General features: G+C 59.7%; 13 protein-coding genes. 6 read left to right on the top strand and 7 right to left on the bottom strand.

Annotation, left to right across the window (positions count from 1 at the left end; all coding sequences use genetic code 11):
- Window positions 1–31 precede the first annotated feature (31 nt).
- The 4 genes from JF539_RS01445 (at window position 32) to ftsH (ending at window position 6,134) form a co-directional block, all read left to right on the top strand.
- Complete coding sequence (locus JF539_RS01445) at window positions 32–1,075, top strand: Fe(3+) ABC transporter substrate-binding protein (RefSeq protein WP_207138454.1); 1,044 nt, start codon at window positions 32–34, stop codon at window positions 1,073–1,075.
- A 307-nt stretch (window positions 1,076–1,382) separates the two neighbouring features.
- Window positions 1,383–2,426, top strand: coding sequence for a Fe(3+) ABC transporter substrate-binding protein (locus JF539_RS01440; RefSeq protein ID WP_207138452.1), 1,044 nt, complete (start codon window positions 1,383–1,385; stop codon window positions 2,424–2,426).
- A gap of 114 nt (window positions 2,427–2,540) precedes the next feature.
- On the top strand, window positions 2,541–4,244 hold the full coding sequence (locus tag JF539_RS01435) for an ABC transporter permease (protein WP_207138450.1): 1,704 nt from the start codon (window positions 2,541–2,543) through the stop codon (window positions 4,242–4,244).
- 63 nt (window positions 4,245–4,307) lie between these two features.
- Complete coding sequence (gene ftsH, locus JF539_RS01430; RefSeq protein WP_207140767.1) at window positions 4,308–6,134, top strand: ATP-dependent zinc metalloprotease FtsH; 1,827 nt, start codon at window positions 4,308–4,310, stop codon at window positions 6,132–6,134.
- Between the two features lie 4 nt (window positions 6,135–6,138).
- Here ftsH and JF539_RS01425 read toward each other — a convergent pair whose 3' ends face one another.
- The 3 genes from JF539_RS01425 to JF539_RS01415 form a co-directional block, all read right to left on the bottom strand.
- Window positions 6,139–8,319, bottom strand: a complete 2,181-nt coding sequence (locus tag JF539_RS01425) for a putative bifunctional diguanylate cyclase/phosphodiesterase (RefSeq protein ID WP_209016951.1) — start codon at window positions 8,317–8,319, stop codon at window positions 6,139–6,141.
- Between the two features lie 406 nt (window positions 8,320–8,725).
- The gene (locus JF539_RS01420) at window positions 8,726–9,352 is read right to left on the bottom strand and encodes a CoA transferase subunit B (RefSeq protein WP_207138448.1); all 627 of its coding nucleotides are present in this window, start codon (window positions 9,350–9,352) and stop codon (window positions 8,726–8,728) included.
- Between the two features lie 13 nt (window positions 9,353–9,365).
- Window positions 9,366–10,061, bottom strand: coding sequence for a CoA transferase subunit A (locus tag JF539_RS01415; protein ID WP_207138446.1), 696 nt, complete (start codon window positions 10,059–10,061; stop codon window positions 9,366–9,368).
- Window positions 10,062–10,329: 268 nt separating this feature from the next.
- Between JF539_RS01415 and JF539_RS01410 the strand changes: the two genes are divergently transcribed.
- Window positions 10,330–10,572 (top strand): DUF6460 domain-containing protein, encoded by a 243-nt coding sequence (locus JF539_RS01410; protein ID WP_328809184.1) that lies wholly within the window; start codon window positions 10,330–10,332, stop codon window positions 10,570–10,572.
- A gap of 25 nt (window positions 10,573–10,597) precedes the next feature.
- The gene (locus tag JF539_RS01405) at window positions 10,598–10,873 is read left to right on the top strand and encodes a hypothetical protein (protein ID WP_207138444.1); all 276 of its coding nucleotides are present in this window, start codon (window positions 10,598–10,600) and stop codon (window positions 10,871–10,873) included.
- Between the two features lie 55 nt (window positions 10,874–10,928).
- Here the strand turns inward: JF539_RS01405 and JF539_RS01400 are convergent, their stop codons facing one another.
- From JF539_RS01400 to JF539_RS01385, 4 genes are all read right to left on the bottom strand, one after another.
- Window positions 10,929–11,753 (bottom strand): ABC transporter permease, encoded by an 825-nt coding sequence (locus JF539_RS01400; protein WP_207138442.1) that lies wholly within the window; start codon window positions 11,751–11,753, stop codon window positions 10,929–10,931.
- Window positions 11,750–12,682 (bottom strand): ABC transporter permease subunit, encoded by a 933-nt coding sequence (locus JF539_RS01395; protein ID WP_207138440.1) that lies wholly within the window; start codon window positions 12,680–12,682, stop codon window positions 11,750–11,752. The genes JF539_RS01400 and JF539_RS01395 overlap by 4 nt, the downstream gene beginning before the upstream one ends.
- 10 nt (window positions 12,683–12,692) lie before the next feature.
- Complete coding sequence (locus JF539_RS01390; RefSeq protein ID WP_207138438.1) at window positions 12,693–13,850, bottom strand: ABC transporter ATP-binding protein; 1,158 nt, start codon at window positions 13,848–13,850, stop codon at window positions 12,693–12,695.
- Window positions 13,851–13,927: 77 nt separating this feature from the next.
- Window positions 13,928–15,022: a polyamine ABC transporter substrate-binding protein gene (locus JF539_RS01385; RefSeq protein WP_207138435.1), complete on the bottom strand. Its 1,095-nt coding sequence runs from the start codon at window positions 15,020–15,022 to the stop codon at window positions 13,928–13,930.
- Window positions 15,023–15,060 lie beyond the last annotated feature (38 nt).

Below are 15,060 nucleotides of genomic sequence, written 5' to 3'. Positions count from 1 at the left end.
CATGGGCATGAAAACAAATTGGGAGATCAATATGCGCTTCAACTTTCGAACCCTGGCCGGGGCCCTTGCGATCGGCGGCACCGCCTTTGCATCCGCACCGGCGTTCGCAGAGGGCGAAGTCAACATCTATTCCTACCGCCAGCCCGACCTCATCAAACCGCTGCTCGAAGCGTTCACCTCGGAAACCGGCGTCAAGACTAATGTGATCTTTGCGTCGAAAGGCCTTGGCGAGCGCATCGCCACCGAAGGCGAGAGCTCCCCTGCCGACGTCCTCCTGACAGTGGACATCGGACGCCTTGACGGTGCAAAGCAGCTTGGAATCACACAGCCGGTCGTTTCCGATGTCGTTGAGTCAAACGTACCTGCAGAGTTCCGCGATCCGGAAGGCCACTGGATCGGACTGACGAACAGAGCCCGGATCGTCTATGCCTCGCGGGATCGCGTCGATCAGGACAGCATCACCTACGAGGAACTCGCCGATCCGAAATGGAAGGGCCGGATCTGTACCCGCTCAGGCCAGCACGTCTATACGATCGGGCTGATCGCTTCCATGGTCGCCCATCACGGTGAGGAAAAGACCGAGGAATGGCTCTCCGCCGTCCGCAACAACCTGGCCCGCAAACCTGCCGGCAACGACCGGGCGCAGGTCCAGGCCATTTTCGCCGGGGAGTGCGATATTGCGCTGGGCAACACCTATTACATGGGCCTGATGCAGACCAACGAGAAAGAGCCGGCTCAGAAGGAATGGGCCGAAAGCGTGCGCATCCTGTTCCCGAACTCCGAGGGCCGCGGCAGTCACGTCAATCTGGCCGGTATCGTCATGATCAAGGGGGCGCCGAATCCTGACAACGCGCTGAAGCTGATCGAATTCCTGTCTTCCGACGGTGCTCAGAAGATCTATGCGGAAACCAACCACGAGTATCCGGTCAAGCCGGGTGTCGAAGTTTCCGAACGCGTCCAGAGCTGGGGCGAGATCAAAAAGGATCCGCTGCCGCTCGCGGATATCGCCAGGCACAGGAAGGCTGCGAGCACCATCGTCGACAAGGTTGGGTTCGACGACGGTCCCGCCTCCTGACCGAGAATACCGACACGGAAGGCGCCGCCCAAGCGGCGCCTTTTGCTTGCCGATGGTTTGTCCGCAATGCGGAAGCCTTCGCAAACGCCGATTGCTCTGGCCGTTGTAACGGTTTGCGGCAAGGCGAAAGTAGAGGGACAAACTCCTGTTTTTCCTCTGCTTTTCAGAAGTTTCGCGGATATGCTTCCATGTTAGTTTTGAATATTTCTAAAGTATTGATTTCTTTGAATTTATTGACTTAACGATGTCCTGACGACATATTTCGCGCAAAGCGCAACAGATAAATACCAGTCCCCTGGAGAACTCCATGACCTCCACACGCCGTCTCATTTTCGGTGCCTTAGCGGTAGCCCTGCCGTTGTTCGCCGCAGCCCCGGCGGTCGCGGACGGTGAGGTGAATATCTACACCTATCGTCAGCCCTACCTGATACAGCCCCTGCTCGAGGCGTTCACCGCCAAGACCGGCATCAAGACAAATGTCGTTTTCGCGTCCAAGGGTCTCGGTGAACGGATTGCCGCCGAAGGCCGAAACTCGCCGGCGGACGTGCTGATGACCGTCGATATCGGCCGTCTCGACGGTGCCAGGGAACTCGGCATCGCGCAACCGGTCGCATCGGATGTGGTCAACGAGAACATTCCGCCCCAGTTCCGGGATCCGGACAACAACTGGATCGGGCTGACCGGTCGCGCCCGGGTCATCTATGCCTCCAAGGACCGGGTCGATCAGGACAGCATCACCTACGAGGAACTCGCCGATCCGAAATGGAAAGGCCGGATCTGCACCCGCTCCGGCCAGCATGCCTATACCATCGGCCTGGTCGCCTCGATGATCGCGCATCATGGAGAAGAGAAAACGGAAGAATGGCTCGCCAAGGTCCGGGAGAACCTTGCCCGCAAGCCGGCCGGCAACGACCGGGCCCAGGTCAAGGCCATTTACGCAGGCGAATGCGACATCGCGCTCGGTAACACCTATTACATGGGCCAGATGCAGACAAACGACAAAGATCCGGAGCAAAAGGACTGGGCCGAAAGCGTGCGCATTCTTTTCCCGAACTCGGAAGGCCGCGGCAGCCATGTGAACCTGTCCGGTGTCGTTTTGGCGAAACATGCCCCGCATCCCGAAAACGCGCTTACGCTGATCGAGTTTCTCACCACCAAAGAGGCTCAGAAAGTCTACGCGGAAACCAATTACGAATACCCGGTAACTCCGGGCGTCGACGTTTCCGAGCGGGTGAAGAGCTGGGGAGAATTGAAACCGGACGACCTGCCGCTCACGGAAATCGCCAAATACCGCAAGGCCGCCAGCGAGATCGTCGACAAGGTCGGCTTCGACGACGGCCCCTCCTCCTGAATGCGCCGCACGTTCCCAACCCCTGGAGAAGCGCCGGCTGGAACGGCGCTTTTTGCTTTCTCAACGATTAGCCCTTAGAGCTTGTCGCAGATAATCCTGATCAGAGCCTCTTCCTTGCTGCGCACCCCTTCCACGACACCTGCGGACCGTTTCTGGCACTTCGCCGCGCTCCTCATTGCCGCGATGGTGCTGTTGCCGGTCTGCGCGATTGTCTGGATTTCACTCACTCCGTCCGCGGATGTCTGGAGCCATCTGCTCCAGACCGTGCTTCCCGGGGCCTTCAGGACCACTCTCCTCCTGATGCTCGGGGTCGGCCTGATCACCGGGATTACAGGGATCGGAACCGCATGGCTGGTGACCATGTGCAACTTTCCGGGCCGCGGGATCATGGACTGGGCACTTCTGGTACCTCTCGCGGTGCCCACCTACATCGTCGCCTTCGCCTATGTGGAAGTGCTCGATTACACCGGCCCGGTTCAAAGCCTCATTCGGGACGCTTTCGGTTTCAAGACGTCGCGGGACTACTGGTTCCCGGAAATCCGATCGCTCGGCGGGGCCGTTTTCGTCATGGGCGCGGTGCTCTACCCTTACGTCTATCTCACAACAAGAGCGAGCTTCCTGATCCAGTCGGCTTCGACCCTGGATGTTTCCCGTACGCTTGGCGCATCACCCTACGGCCTGTTCTTCCGCATTGCCCTTCCGCTTGCCCGGCCGGCCATCGCCATCGGCGTCTCGCTCGCACTGATGGAGTGCCTGAACGATATCGGCGCCGTCACCTTTTTCGGCGTCAAGACCCTCACCTTCTCCGTCTACGACACCTGGCTCAACCGCTCCAGCCTGGGCGGTGCGGCGCAGCTGGCCCTTGCCATGTTGCTCATGGTCTTTCTGCTGCTCTGGCTGGAACGGTTCGGACGCCGCAAACAGCGGTATGACAGCGGCGGCGGAGCCAAACACCGGCCGCCGACCCGCTTCGATCTTGCGGGATGGAAATCCGGGCTGGCGCTCGCGGCTTGCATCCTGCCGATCGTGCTCGGTTTCGTGGTCCCCGGCCTCCTGCTCGCCGACCGGGCGAGCCGCCGGCTCGAGGAACTGCTGTCGGACGGTTTCTGGGGCATGGTCTGGAACAGTTTCAGCCTCGCCGCCATCGCAGCACTCCTGACCGTGGCGATTTCGGTATCGCTTGCCTACGCCCTGCGCCTGAACGGCAAGGGTCCACTGAGGGTCGCGGTCCGCCTCGCTTCGATCGGCTATGCCATTCCGGGAACGGTACTGGCCATCGGCATCCTGATCCCCCTTGCCAGTTTCGACAATTTCATCGACGCCCGAATGGAGAACTGGTTCGGGATCGACACGGGCCTGTTGCTGCTAGGCAGCGGGACGGGTCTTGTTTACGCCTATGTTGTCCGCTTTCTCGCCGTCTCTTACGGTCAGGTCGAAGGCGGTTTCGGCCGGATATCACCACATCTGGACATGGCCGCCCGCACGCTCGGACGCAACGCGGGCCAGACGCTTTCGCAGGTCCATCTGCCGATCCTCAAGCCTGTTCTGCTTTCCGCGGCGCTTCTCAGTTTCGTTGACTGCATGAAAGAACTTCCGGCGACCATTCTCCTTCGGCCATTCAATTTCGAAACGCTGGCGACGACGGTGTTCGAGGCCGCGTCGCGCGAGGCTTTCGAGGACGCCGCTCTGCCGTCGCTGGCGATCGTTCTGGTCGGCCTGATCCCAGTGATATTTCTGGCCCGCTCGAGCGCATCGTCCTTCCGCACCCGCCTTTCCCACCGGCACCGGGAGACCGCGGCCCGAACCGCGACGCCTTGACAGGTAATTCGCAAACCGTCCCAATGACGGCGACACCACGATTTTCCGCAGGATATTCCGATGATGGAAAAGAAACATCAGATAAACCTTTGGTACGCTTTCGTCGCCTTGATGCTGGTGCTGATGTTCCAAAGCTGGTGGACCGCCTACACCACCATCGAGCAGATCCCCTATAGCCAGTTCGAGCAATACCTGAAAGACGACAAGATCGCGGAGATCGCCGTCAAGGAAAACACGATCGAGGGCAGGTTCAGGGATCCGCCGAAGGACAGCAAGAAGTACTTTGTCACCACACGGGTCGATACGACCCTGGCTGAGGAACTCGGAAAATATAACGTCGAATTCACGGGTGTCGTGCAAAACACCTTCATCCGGGATCTTCTGTCCTGGATATTGCCAGTTCTGCTGCTGTTCGGCCTTTGGGCATTCTTCATCCGCCGCTTTGCCGAAAAGCAGGGCCTCGGCGGGATGATGACCGTCGGCAAGTCCAAGGCCAAGGTCTATGTCGAAACCGATGTCGATGTCAGTTTCAAGGACGTGGCGGGTGTCGACGAAGCCAAACGGGAACTGAAAGAGGTCGTCGACTTTCTTCAGGATCCGAAGTCCTACGGCCGGCTCGGCGCGCATGTGCCCAAGGGCATCCTTCTGGTCGGACCTCCAGGCACCGGCAAGACCCTTCTTGCGCGCGCGGTCGCCGGTGAGGCCGGCGTCGCCTTCTTTTCCATTTCCGGTTCCGAATTCGTCGAGATGTTCGTCGGCGTCGGCGCCGCCAGGGTGCGCGACCTGTTCGAACAGGCGCGCAAGCAGGCCCCGGCGATCATCTTCATCGACGAGCTGGACGCGCTCGGCCGGGCCCGGGCCGCCGGTCCGATGAGCTCAAACGACGAGAAGGAACAGACGCTCAATCAGCTCCTGACCGAACTCGACGGTTTCGACCCTTCAAGCGGCATTATTCTTCTGGCCGCCACCAACCGGCCGGAAATCCTCGATCCGGCTCTGTTACGCGCGGGGCGTTTCGACCGGCAGGTGCTCGTTGACAGGCCTGACAAATCCGGGCGTGAGGCGATCCTCAAGGTCCATGTCAAGAAAATCAAGCTCGACCCCGCGACGAAGCTCGATGAGGTCGCCCAGCTCACGGCCGGTTTCTCCGGCGCCGATCTGGCGACACTCGTGAACGAAGCCGCTCTGCTGGCCACTCGCCGGGACGCGGCGGCCGTCACCCTGAAGGACTTTAACGAGGCCATCGAACGGGTGATTGCCGGCCTGGAAAAACGCAGCCGGATCCTCTCGGAAAAAGAACTGAAAACAGTCGCTTATCATGAAATGGGGCACGCTCTCGTCGCCGCCAACCTGCCGGGCTGCGATCCGGTTCACAAGATTTCCATCATTCCGCGCGGCATCGGGGCCCTGGGTTACACCATGCAGCGCCCGACCGAGGACCGGTTTCTGCTGTCGACGGCCGACCTTGAAAACCGCATGGCGGTGCTGATGGGAGGACGGGCCGCCGAGGACGTCATTTTCGGCGAGATCTCCACCGGTGCGTCGGACGACCTGCAAAAGGTCACGGAAGTCGCCCGCGACATGGTGATGCGCTACGGCATGGACGGCGAACTCGGCAACCGCGTCTACACGGAAAAGCATCAGAATTTCCTGGGCATGCCGGCGGGCGATGTCGCCGAGGTTTCCGACGTGACCCAGCGGGAAATCGATCTGGCAATCAAGGACAGCGTCGAAAAGGCCTTCTTGCGCGCCAAGACGCTTTTGACCGAGCATCGTGGCGATCTCGACGAAGGCGCCGGACTGCTGCTGGCCAGGGAAACGCTTACGGATCAGGACTTTCCGGCGATCCGGCCGCTGGCGGAACGGGAAAAAAGCGCTGCCGCGGAATAGAGCATCAGCCAACCTGGTCCCGTTGCGCTTCGACCTCGGCGCCCGCCATGTCCCCTTCCATGGGTTTACCTCCGCCGAACGAACTTGACCAGGCCTCGAAACGCCCGGCGGGCATGGCCCGCGCGAACAGGAAACCCTGCGCCGTGTGACAGCCGTTCTCGGTCAGGAAGATCTGCTGTTCCCGGGTTTCCACACCTTCGGCGACAACCTCGTAGTTCAGGCTTTTCGCCATCGCCAGAATGGTCTGGACGATGGAACGGCTGTGCTGGTCCCCGTCCAGTCCACTGATGAAACTGCGGTCGATCTTGAAGGTATTGAACGGCAGCCGCTGAAGATGGGCAAGGCTGGAATAGCCGGTGCCGAAATCATCGATCGCAAAGGTGATACCCGCCTCAAGCAGCGGTTTCGTTGCCTCCGACACTCGCTCCGGATCCGCCATGGCGACGGTCTCGGTTACTTCGAGCTGCAACAGATCGGGCGGAAATCCGGTAAATTCCAGAATGTCCAGAATGCGGGACGTGAAGCCCGGCTTTTCAAGCTGACGGATGGAGACATTGACCGCCAGCGGTATTTTGAGCCCGTTCTCCAGCCAGGCGCGGCCCTGCCGGCAGGCAAGGATCAAGACCCTGTCTCCAAGCCGGGTGATCAGACCGCTCTCTTCCGCAACATCGATGAATTCACCGGGCGCGAGCATTCCCTTTTCCGGATGATCCCAGCGGGCAAGGACCTCCGCTCCGACGACTTTCATGGTCGCGCAATCGACCTTCGGCTGGAAGACGATTGTGATTTCCTCTCCCAGGAGCGCGTTCTTGAGTTCCGCCTCCAGGCGAATGCGCTCGTGAGAATGGGCGTCCAGGTCTATTTCATGGTAAAAGCAGGCCCTGTTTCCGCCAGTCTTCTTGGCGGCGTACATGGCTATATCGGCGTTTTTCAAGATGGCGGTATAATCCTCGCCATCGTCCGGATAGGTCGAAACACCGATACTGGCGCCGACGGTCATGGTGAGACCGTTGATTTCCAAAGGCTGCTCAATGCACTGAACAAGCTGTTCGGCCAGCTTGACGACGTTGCCCGCCGATTTGTCCGTCGGCACGACGATCGCGAATTCATCGCCGCCGAGCCTTGCAACCAGTGGGGCAAACGGCTCCGCTTCGCCGTTTCCGGGTGGCATGCCGCCATGCGGCTTTTCAAGAAGACCTTTCAATCTGGAAGCGACTTCCTTCAACAGGGCGTCGCCGTGATCGTGGCCGTAGCTGTCATTCACCCGCTTGAACCGGTCGAGATCGATGAACAGGACGGACAGGCGGTTTGCCTGACTGTCCGCTCCGTGCATGTTGTTCGTGAAATGCTGCCGGAAGCTCTCCCGGTTCGAGAGCCGGGTCACCGGATCGACATAAGCCAGTTCGTGGATCTGGACCATATTGTTGCGGATCGTGCCGACCATATCCCGGTAGGCCCGTGCCAGCACGCCGATCTCGTCGGACCGCTCGACGGGAAAAGGCGCGTCGAAGTTGCCCGCGCTGACCGTGTGGGCCGTCTGGGTCAGGGCCTTGATCGGCCGGACGTAATTTTCCGCGAAGTGAAAGGTGACGGGGACGCAGAAGACAAGCAACACCAGCGTTATGACGATGTTCCGGCTCCAGATCGTGAAGAGCAGCCCCTGTACGGGCGGCCGTTCCACGGAAACGAGGGCAACGCCCAGGACGCCGGTGTCCTCGGTCCTTTGGACCGGAACGGCAATCTCGATCCTCTCCCGGGTCTGACGCACCTGTTCCACGCCGGTTTCCAGGGCCAGCACGACCAGGGGGTGGGTTTCCTGCTCGTCGAAATAGCTGGTCTCGGGATCGCCGTCGATCGTCACCGACCGGGCGGGATCGAGAACCTGCGCCGCCTCCACCACTCCGCTTGCCGCGATGCTCTCCAGTTCCTGCTCGAGAATGAGGTAATGGTGGTTGGTCAGATGCGGCACCGCGAGCCGGCTGACCGTCGCGGCGATTGCCTTGGCATCGGAAACGATCCGCTGTTCCTCGTCCCGCAAATCCAGATAACTCGCCACCACGATCATGACCACGGACAGCGCCAGGAACAGGCCGGCAACAAGTAGCACGAAGCGCGCGCTCAAGCTGGGCAGCCAGGACGACAGGACTCTCATCAGTTTCGGTGCCGCCCTTGGCGTTCCAGCCACGAGGTTCTCCCTTCGAATACTGGAGAACTATAGGCAATATTCCTTGAAGGCCGGTTGACTGCGCCGACGAATGCAGCCCGGCAGTTGTAAACGCCAGGTCTTTATTAGGTGGCAAAATTTATTTCTTGGAATTCAACCGGAAACCACCGGTTCCCGCAGCATTCCCCGAAGCTCTAAAGATCGAAAAACCTTAACAGAATTGACAGTGATCCCTCATTCTGGCGCCAGCATCCCAATTCGGGACAATTCCGCTTTAATGACAGTGTGGGTTTTACCCAGATAATTGCGAGCTGAACGTGTTTTGTCTCCGCCGACCGTAAATCAAAAAGGCGCCCGTGCCGTGCACGAGCGCCTCAAGGAGAAAGAGCCCTCCTGCTGATTGCAGCCGGGCGGCAGACGGGACCGGTTAGACGATCGTCGCCTGGGTTTTTTCCTTCACGTCCTCAAGCTTCACGTCCGGTGCGAGTTCCACAACCTTCAGACCGTTTTCCGTAACATCGAATACGCCGAAATTCGTGATCACCCGGTCGACACAATGCACGCCGGTCAGAGGTAGAGAACATTCGGTCAGGAGCTTCGGGTCGCCTGCCTTGGAGGTATGGTCCATGATCACGACGACGCGCTTGACGCCGGCGACGAGATCCATGGCGCCGCCCATGCCCTTGACCATCTTGCCGGGGATCATCCAGTTGGCGAGATCGCCCTTCTCGGAAACTTCCATGGCACCGAGGATCGACAGGTCGATATGCCCGCCCCGGATCATGCCGAAACTGTCGGCCGAGGAGAAATAGCTCGTCTGAGGCAGTTCGGTGATGGTCTGCTTGCCGGCGTTGATCAGGTCGGCGTCGACCTCATCGTCGGTCGGGAACGGGCCCATGCCGAGCATGCCGTTTTCCGACTGAAGGGTCACATGAACGCCTTCCGGAATGTAATTCGAAACGAGCGTCGGAATGCCGATGCCCAGGTTCACATAGAAACCGTCTTCCAGCTCTTGCGCGGCGCGCTTTGCCATATCATCGCGTGTCCAGGCCATGATTGCGTCCTCCTCAGGCTGCGCGTGTGGTGCGCTTTTCAATGCGCTTTTCGTGGGAGCCGACGACGATGCGGTCGACGAAAATACCGGCGGTGTGGATGTTGTCCGGATCGAGATCGCCGATCTCGACAAGTTCCTCCACCTCGACGACGCAGACCTTGCCGGCGGTTGCCATCATCGGATTGAAGTTACGCGCGGTCTTGCGGTAGATCAGGTTGCCTTCCTTGTCGGCCTTCCAGGCCTTCACCAGCGACACATCGGCAACCAGACCGGTTTCCATGATGTAGGTTTCGCCGTTGAAATCCTTGTGTTCCTTGCCTTCCGCGATCAGCGTGCCGACACCGGTCTTGGTGTAAAAACCCGGAATGCCGGCACCGCCGGCACGGATCCGCTCGGCCAGCGTGCCTTGCGGATTGAATTCCAGCTCAAGCTCGCCGTTCAGATACTGCTTTTCGAAGGTGGCGTTCTCGCCGACATAGGACGAGACCATCTTCTTGATCTGGCGCGTCTGCAACAGGAGGCCGAGACCGAAATCGTCGACGCCGGCGTTGTTGGAAATGGCGGTAATGTCCTTGGCGCCGGAATCGCGCAGAGCCTCAATCAGGTTTTCCGGAATGCCGCACAGGCCGAACCCGCCGGCCATGACAGTCATGCCGTCAAAGGTCAGGCCGTCCAGGGCCGCCTTCGCATCCGGATAAATCTTGTTCATGTTTCACTCCCAATAAAAAGCGCTTGGTGCGTGCCGCGCACATTCGCCGCTTGGGCCTTCACGGTCAAGATATCTTTGCCGCGCCGCAGCGAAATGCTTTGACCCGCCTGTCTTTTTACCGACACCGGCTTTTGTCCCTGCCCGCGATTGGCACGAATGCGTGCCGTGCTGGCGGCTTTTCCGGCAGCCGGTTTGTGATATTAGAACCCTGACAGAACCAATGGCCCGTCCCGCGAGACCCGAATTGACCTGAGAGACCCCGCCAGCCGTGTACCAATTCCTGATAACAGTCTTCAAGATCGCGGTGATTTCGCTGCTTGTCGGCGCCTGCCTGTCGTTCCTGAACATCACCGGGGAAGACATTCTCGGTGTGGTCGGCCTGAGCCCGGTGCAGGTCTGGATCTATGTGCTGGAATTCTGGGACTGGGCGCTGCCGAACATGATCCTCGGCGCCTCTATCGTGGTGCCGGTCTGGCTGCTGATCTTTCTGTTCATGCCGCCGAGGGCTTGATGCCCGACACTCTCGAGGAAACGCAATGAGACACAATCAGAAGGTCTACGTTTGCTGCCATGTCCTGCGCAATGAGACTGATATTCGGCTTGTTTGCCGGGAAGACGGATCCTGGATGTTTCTATGCGGCGAAGCTCATACGGATGACCCCAAGCAATATGCGGCCGTTGCCGCAGGTCCTCTTCTGGAGCGCGACGAAACGCTGCTTGAAGTTTTGGACCTTGAAGAGAATTGGGAAGCTGAGCGGGACCGAAAAGGTGGCACTTGGGTGAGAACACCGATTGATCCACTACCCAATTGACTCGAGTTCCGGGATGAAGTCCGTTGGCTCGTTCAAGGAACCAGCAACACGCCCCTCATCCCTCAGCTCCGAATGCCGCCCGCTCGTCCCGCTCCCGCTGAACCTGCTGACGTTTGGTGGCGATGGAGGCGGCGATCACGCCGAGGGTGACAAGTGCCACCAGAATGGTGCAGACCGCGTTGATTTCCGGCGTAACACCCAGGCGCACCTGGGAGTAGATCTTCATCGGCAGGGTCGTCGCGCCGGGCCCGGTGGTGAAGCTTGCGATCACCAGATCGTCCAGGGAAAGCGTGAAGGCGAGCATCCAGCCGGCGATAACGCCCGGCAGGATGATCGGCAGTGTGATCAGGAAGAAGGTCTTGACCGGCGGGCAGCCGAGATCTTCCGCCGCCTCCTCCATGGACTTGTCGAAGCCCACGAGACGCGACTGCACGACCACCGCCACATAGCACATGGAAAACGTGGTGTGCGCCAGCATGACCGTCCAGAAGCCGCGTGTCTGGTCCATGGCTACGAACAACAAGAGCAGGGAGAGGCCGAGGATCACCTCAGGCATCACCAGAGGCGCGAAGATCATGCCCGAGAAAAGCGTCCGGCCGACAAACCGGCCGGAACGTACCAGCACGAGCGCCGCCAGCGTGCCGAGCACGGTGGCGATGCTGGCGGAGACAAACGCGACGCGCAAAGTCACCCAGGCGGCGTCGAGAAGCTGATCGTTTTGCAGCAGGGAGACATACCACTTGGTCGAGAACCCGCCCCAGACCGTCACCAGCCTGCTCTCGTTGAAGGAATAGATCACCAGCAGCACGATCGGCAGGTACAGGAAGGAAAAGCCTGCGATCAGGGAGGTTATGTTGAACCAGGTCGGGCCGCGCGTCATCCGTTCTTCTCCGCCATTTTCTGCTGCTGGTTCTGGAAGAGCACGATCGGGATCACCAGGATCATCAGCAGGATCACCGCGACGGCGGAGGAGACCGGCCAGTCCCTGTTGTTGAAGAATTCGACCCAGAGCGTCTTGCCGATCATCAAGGTGTCGGAACCGCCGAGCAGATCCGGAATGACGAATTCGCCGACGGCCGGAATGAACACCAGGAAACAGCCGGCGATCATGCCGGGGATCGAAAGCGGCAGGGTGACCTTCCAGAACGCTTTCCAGGGCGGACAACCGAGGTCCTCGGCCGCCTCCAGCAGGCTGCCGTCCAGCTTTTCCAGGCTTGCATAAAGCGGCAGCACGAGGAACGGCAGGTAGGAATAGACGATGCCGATATAGACGGCGATGTTGGTGTTCAGGATGACCAGCGGTTCGTCGATGAGCCCGAGCGACAGGAGGAGCTGATTGAGCAGGCCTTCGTTCTTCAGAATACCGATCCAGGCGTAGACCCGGATCAGGAAGCTGGTCCAGAACGGCAGGATCACCAGCATCAGCAGCGTCGGGCGCCAGGACTGCGGGCTTCGCGCCATGCCGTAGGCAATCGGATACCCGATCAAGAGGGTCAGGACCGTCGAGGTCGCGGCGATGATCACCGAGGAGAGATAGGACTTCCAGTAAAGAGCGTCCTCGGTCAGCCAGATATAGTTTTCAAGCGAGAAGGACGACAGATTTTCCCGGAATGTCTCCCAGCCTTCGGAGAAATCGAAGGTCGGCAGATAGGGGGGGATGGCGATGGCCACTTCCGAAAGGGAAATCTTGAAAACGATCAGAAAAGGCGCAAGAAAGAAGATCAGCAGCCAAAGATAAGGCATTGCGATCAGAAGCCAGCCGCCCAACGACCGCTTTACTGGAGCGGCAACGTGCACTTCCTCGTCCATATCGCCCCTCCTAGCGTGTCAGGATGACGCCGGCATCCCGGTCGAAGGACAAGACGACATCCTCGTCCCAGGTGATCGGGTCCTCGACCATCCTCGAGACATTGGCGAAGGTCGCCCGAAGGATATCCCGGTTGTCGGCGCCGACCTTGGCGTGAATGATTGACACGTCGCCGAGATAGCCGATGTCCCAGACGATCCCGGTGACCTGATTGAAGGCGCCGGCGTCTCCCTGCCCCTTGGCGATACGGACCTTCTCGGGACGTATGGCGTACCAGACCTTGTCTCCGGGCGCGGCCTCCGTGGTCTGGCTGCTTTCTATGAGAAAGCCCTCCCCCGTCGAGTGCAGCTTGGTACCGTCTTCGGAGACCTCCGAAACAGTGGCCTCGATCAGGTTCACGTCGCCGATGAAATCCGCAACATATATCGAGTTCGGCGCCTCGTAGATTTCCGAGGGTGTCGCGACCTGGATCAACTCTCCCTTGTCCATGACCGCGATCCGGTCGGCAACCGTCATGGCCTCTTCCTGGTCGTGGGTGACGATCAGGAAGGTCATTTTCAGTTCTTCCTGAAGGTTCATCAGCTCGAACTGGGTTTCCTCGCGCAGCTTCCGGTCCAGCGCGCCGAGCGGTTCGTCCAGGAGCAGAACCTTCGGGCGCTTGGCGAGCGACCGCGCCAGAGCCACCCGCTGCCTCTGCCCGCCGGACAGCTGGTGCGGCTTGCGCTTGGCGAATTGTTCCAGCTTGGTCAGCCTCAGCATTTCGGCGACCCGATCATCTATCTCGGCCTGCGGAAGCTTGTCTTGCTTCAAGCCGAAGGCGATGTTCTTTTCCACGCTCATATGCGGAAACAACGCATAGGACTGGAACATCATGTTGGAGGGGCGGCGGTAGGGCGGGATGCCCGCCAGATCCTGGCCGTCCAGAAAAATCTGCCCGGATGTCGGCGTTTCGAAGCCGGCCAGCATGCGCATCAGGGTTGTCTTGCCGCAGCCGGACCCGCCAAGCAGAGCGAAGAACTCGCGCTCGTAGATCTTCAGGGACAGGTTTCTGACCGCCGTGAAGTCACCGAACTTCTTGCTCACGTTCCGGAATTCGATGAAAGGCGGATGATCGGGATTTTCCCACGGGGTAAATTCCCGCCGCACGGGTCCTACAGATTTCTTCGCCAAAACGGTCCCCACCCCTTATGACAGACGCCTCAAACCGAAAACCGCCGGCCCTTCAGGACCGGCGGTTTTCCGTTTCGTTACTGACCGCTCTTCACTGCCGTCCAGAGCCGGGTGACCACCCGGTTCACTTTCGGCGGATACGCCGTGACGGTGTAGAGGTTCTGCACGGTTTCCTCGGTCGGGTAGATCGCCGGGTCGCCGATGACGTCGTCGTTCAGGAGTTCCTGGGACGCCTTGTTGCCGTTGGCGTAGTAGACGTAGTTGGAGGCCTTGGCCATGACGTCCGGGCGCATGATGTAGTTCAGGAACTCAAGCGCCTCTTCCTTGTGCTGCGCGTCGGCCGGGATCGCCATCTGGTCGAACCACATCAGCGCGCCTTCCTTCGGAATGCTGTATTCGACCGTGACGCCGTTGTCGGCTTCGGCCGCCCGGTCGCGCGCCTGCAGCACGTCGCCAGACCAGCCGAGCGCAACGCAGATGTCGCCATTGGCGAGCGCGTTGATGTATTCGGAAGAATGGAACTTCTGAATGGACGGCCGCACGGCCTTCCAGACGTCGGCCGCCTTTTCAAGCTCCGCCGGATCCTTGCTGTCCGGGTCAAGACCCAGATACTTCAGAGCCGCCGGGAAGGTTTCTGTCGGGGCATCGAGCACGAATACGCCGCAGTCCTTGAGCTTCTCCATGTTCGCCGGATCGAGGATAAGTGCCAGGCTGTCGACCGGGGCGTCTTCCCCGAGAACTTCCTTCACCTTGTCGACGTTATAGCCGATGCCGGTGGTACCCCACATGTAGTTGATGGAGTACTTGTTGCCCGGGTCGTATTTCTCGACGCGCTCCTCGATCTCCTTCCACATGTTGGACATGTTCGACAGCTTCGACTTGTCGAGTTCGGAAAACACGCCGGCCTGGATCTGACGGGACAGGAAGGTCCCCGTCGGAACCACGACGTCATAACCGGTTCCACCGGCAAGCAGCTTGGTTTCAAGCACCTCGTTGCTGTCGAAGACATCATAGACGACCTTGATGCCGGTCTCCTTGGTGAAGTCTTCAAGGATCGACTCGTCGATATAGTCGGACCAGTTATAGACATTGACAGTCCGGTCCTGGGCGAAGGCCGCACCGCACATCAGCGACAGGGCGGCGGCTCCGGTGAACAGGCTTTTCAAACTCATTTCAAAACTCCCCTCAGAGATTTGTCTCATGCCTTGCT

Source organism: Roseibium aggregatum (assembly GCF_017309185.1).
Lineage (GTDB): Bacteria > Pseudomonadota > Alphaproteobacteria > Rhizobiales > Stappiaceae > Roseibium > Roseibium aggregatum_B.
Note: the sequence above shows the minus strand (reverse complement) of the source record. Positions and strands in the feature narration are given on the sequence as shown.

Excerpts from the sequence above, each read along its gene's own strand:
- JF539_RS01445 (WP_207138454.1), top strand. The coding sequence starts at position 32 with ATGCGCTTCAACTTTCGAACCCTGGCCGGGGCCCTTGCGATCGGCGGC.
- JF539_RS01440 (WP_207138452.1), top strand. The coding sequence starts at position 1,383 with ATGACCTCCACACGCCGTCTCATTTTCGGTGCCTTAGCGGTAGCCCTG.
- ftsH (WP_207140767.1), top strand. The coding sequence starts at position 4,308 with ATGGAAAAGAAACATCAGATAAACCTTTGGTACGCTTTCGTCGCCTTG.
- JF539_RS01420 (WP_207138448.1), bottom strand. The coding sequence starts at position 9,352 with ATGGCCTGGACACGCGATGATATGGCAAAGCGCGCCGCGCAAGAGCTG.
- JF539_RS01415 (WP_207138446.1), bottom strand. The coding sequence starts at position 10,061 with ATGAACAAGATTTATCCGGATGCGAAGGCGGCCCTGGACGGCCTGACC.
- JF539_RS01405 (WP_207138444.1), top strand. The coding sequence starts at position 10,598 with ATGAGACACAATCAGAAGGTCTACGTTTGCTGCCATGTCCTGCGCAAT.
- JF539_RS01400 (WP_207138442.1), bottom strand. The coding sequence starts at position 11,753 with ATGACGCGCGGCCCGACCTGGTTCAACATAACCTCCCTGATCGCAGGC.
- JF539_RS01395 (WP_207138440.1), bottom strand. The coding sequence starts at position 12,682 with ATGGACGAGGAAGTGCACGTTGCCGCTCCAGTAAAGCGGTCGTTGGGC.
- JF539_RS01385 (WP_207138435.1), bottom strand. The coding sequence starts at position 15,022 with ATGAGTTTGAAAAGCCTGTTCACCGGAGCCGCCGCCCTGTCGCTGATG.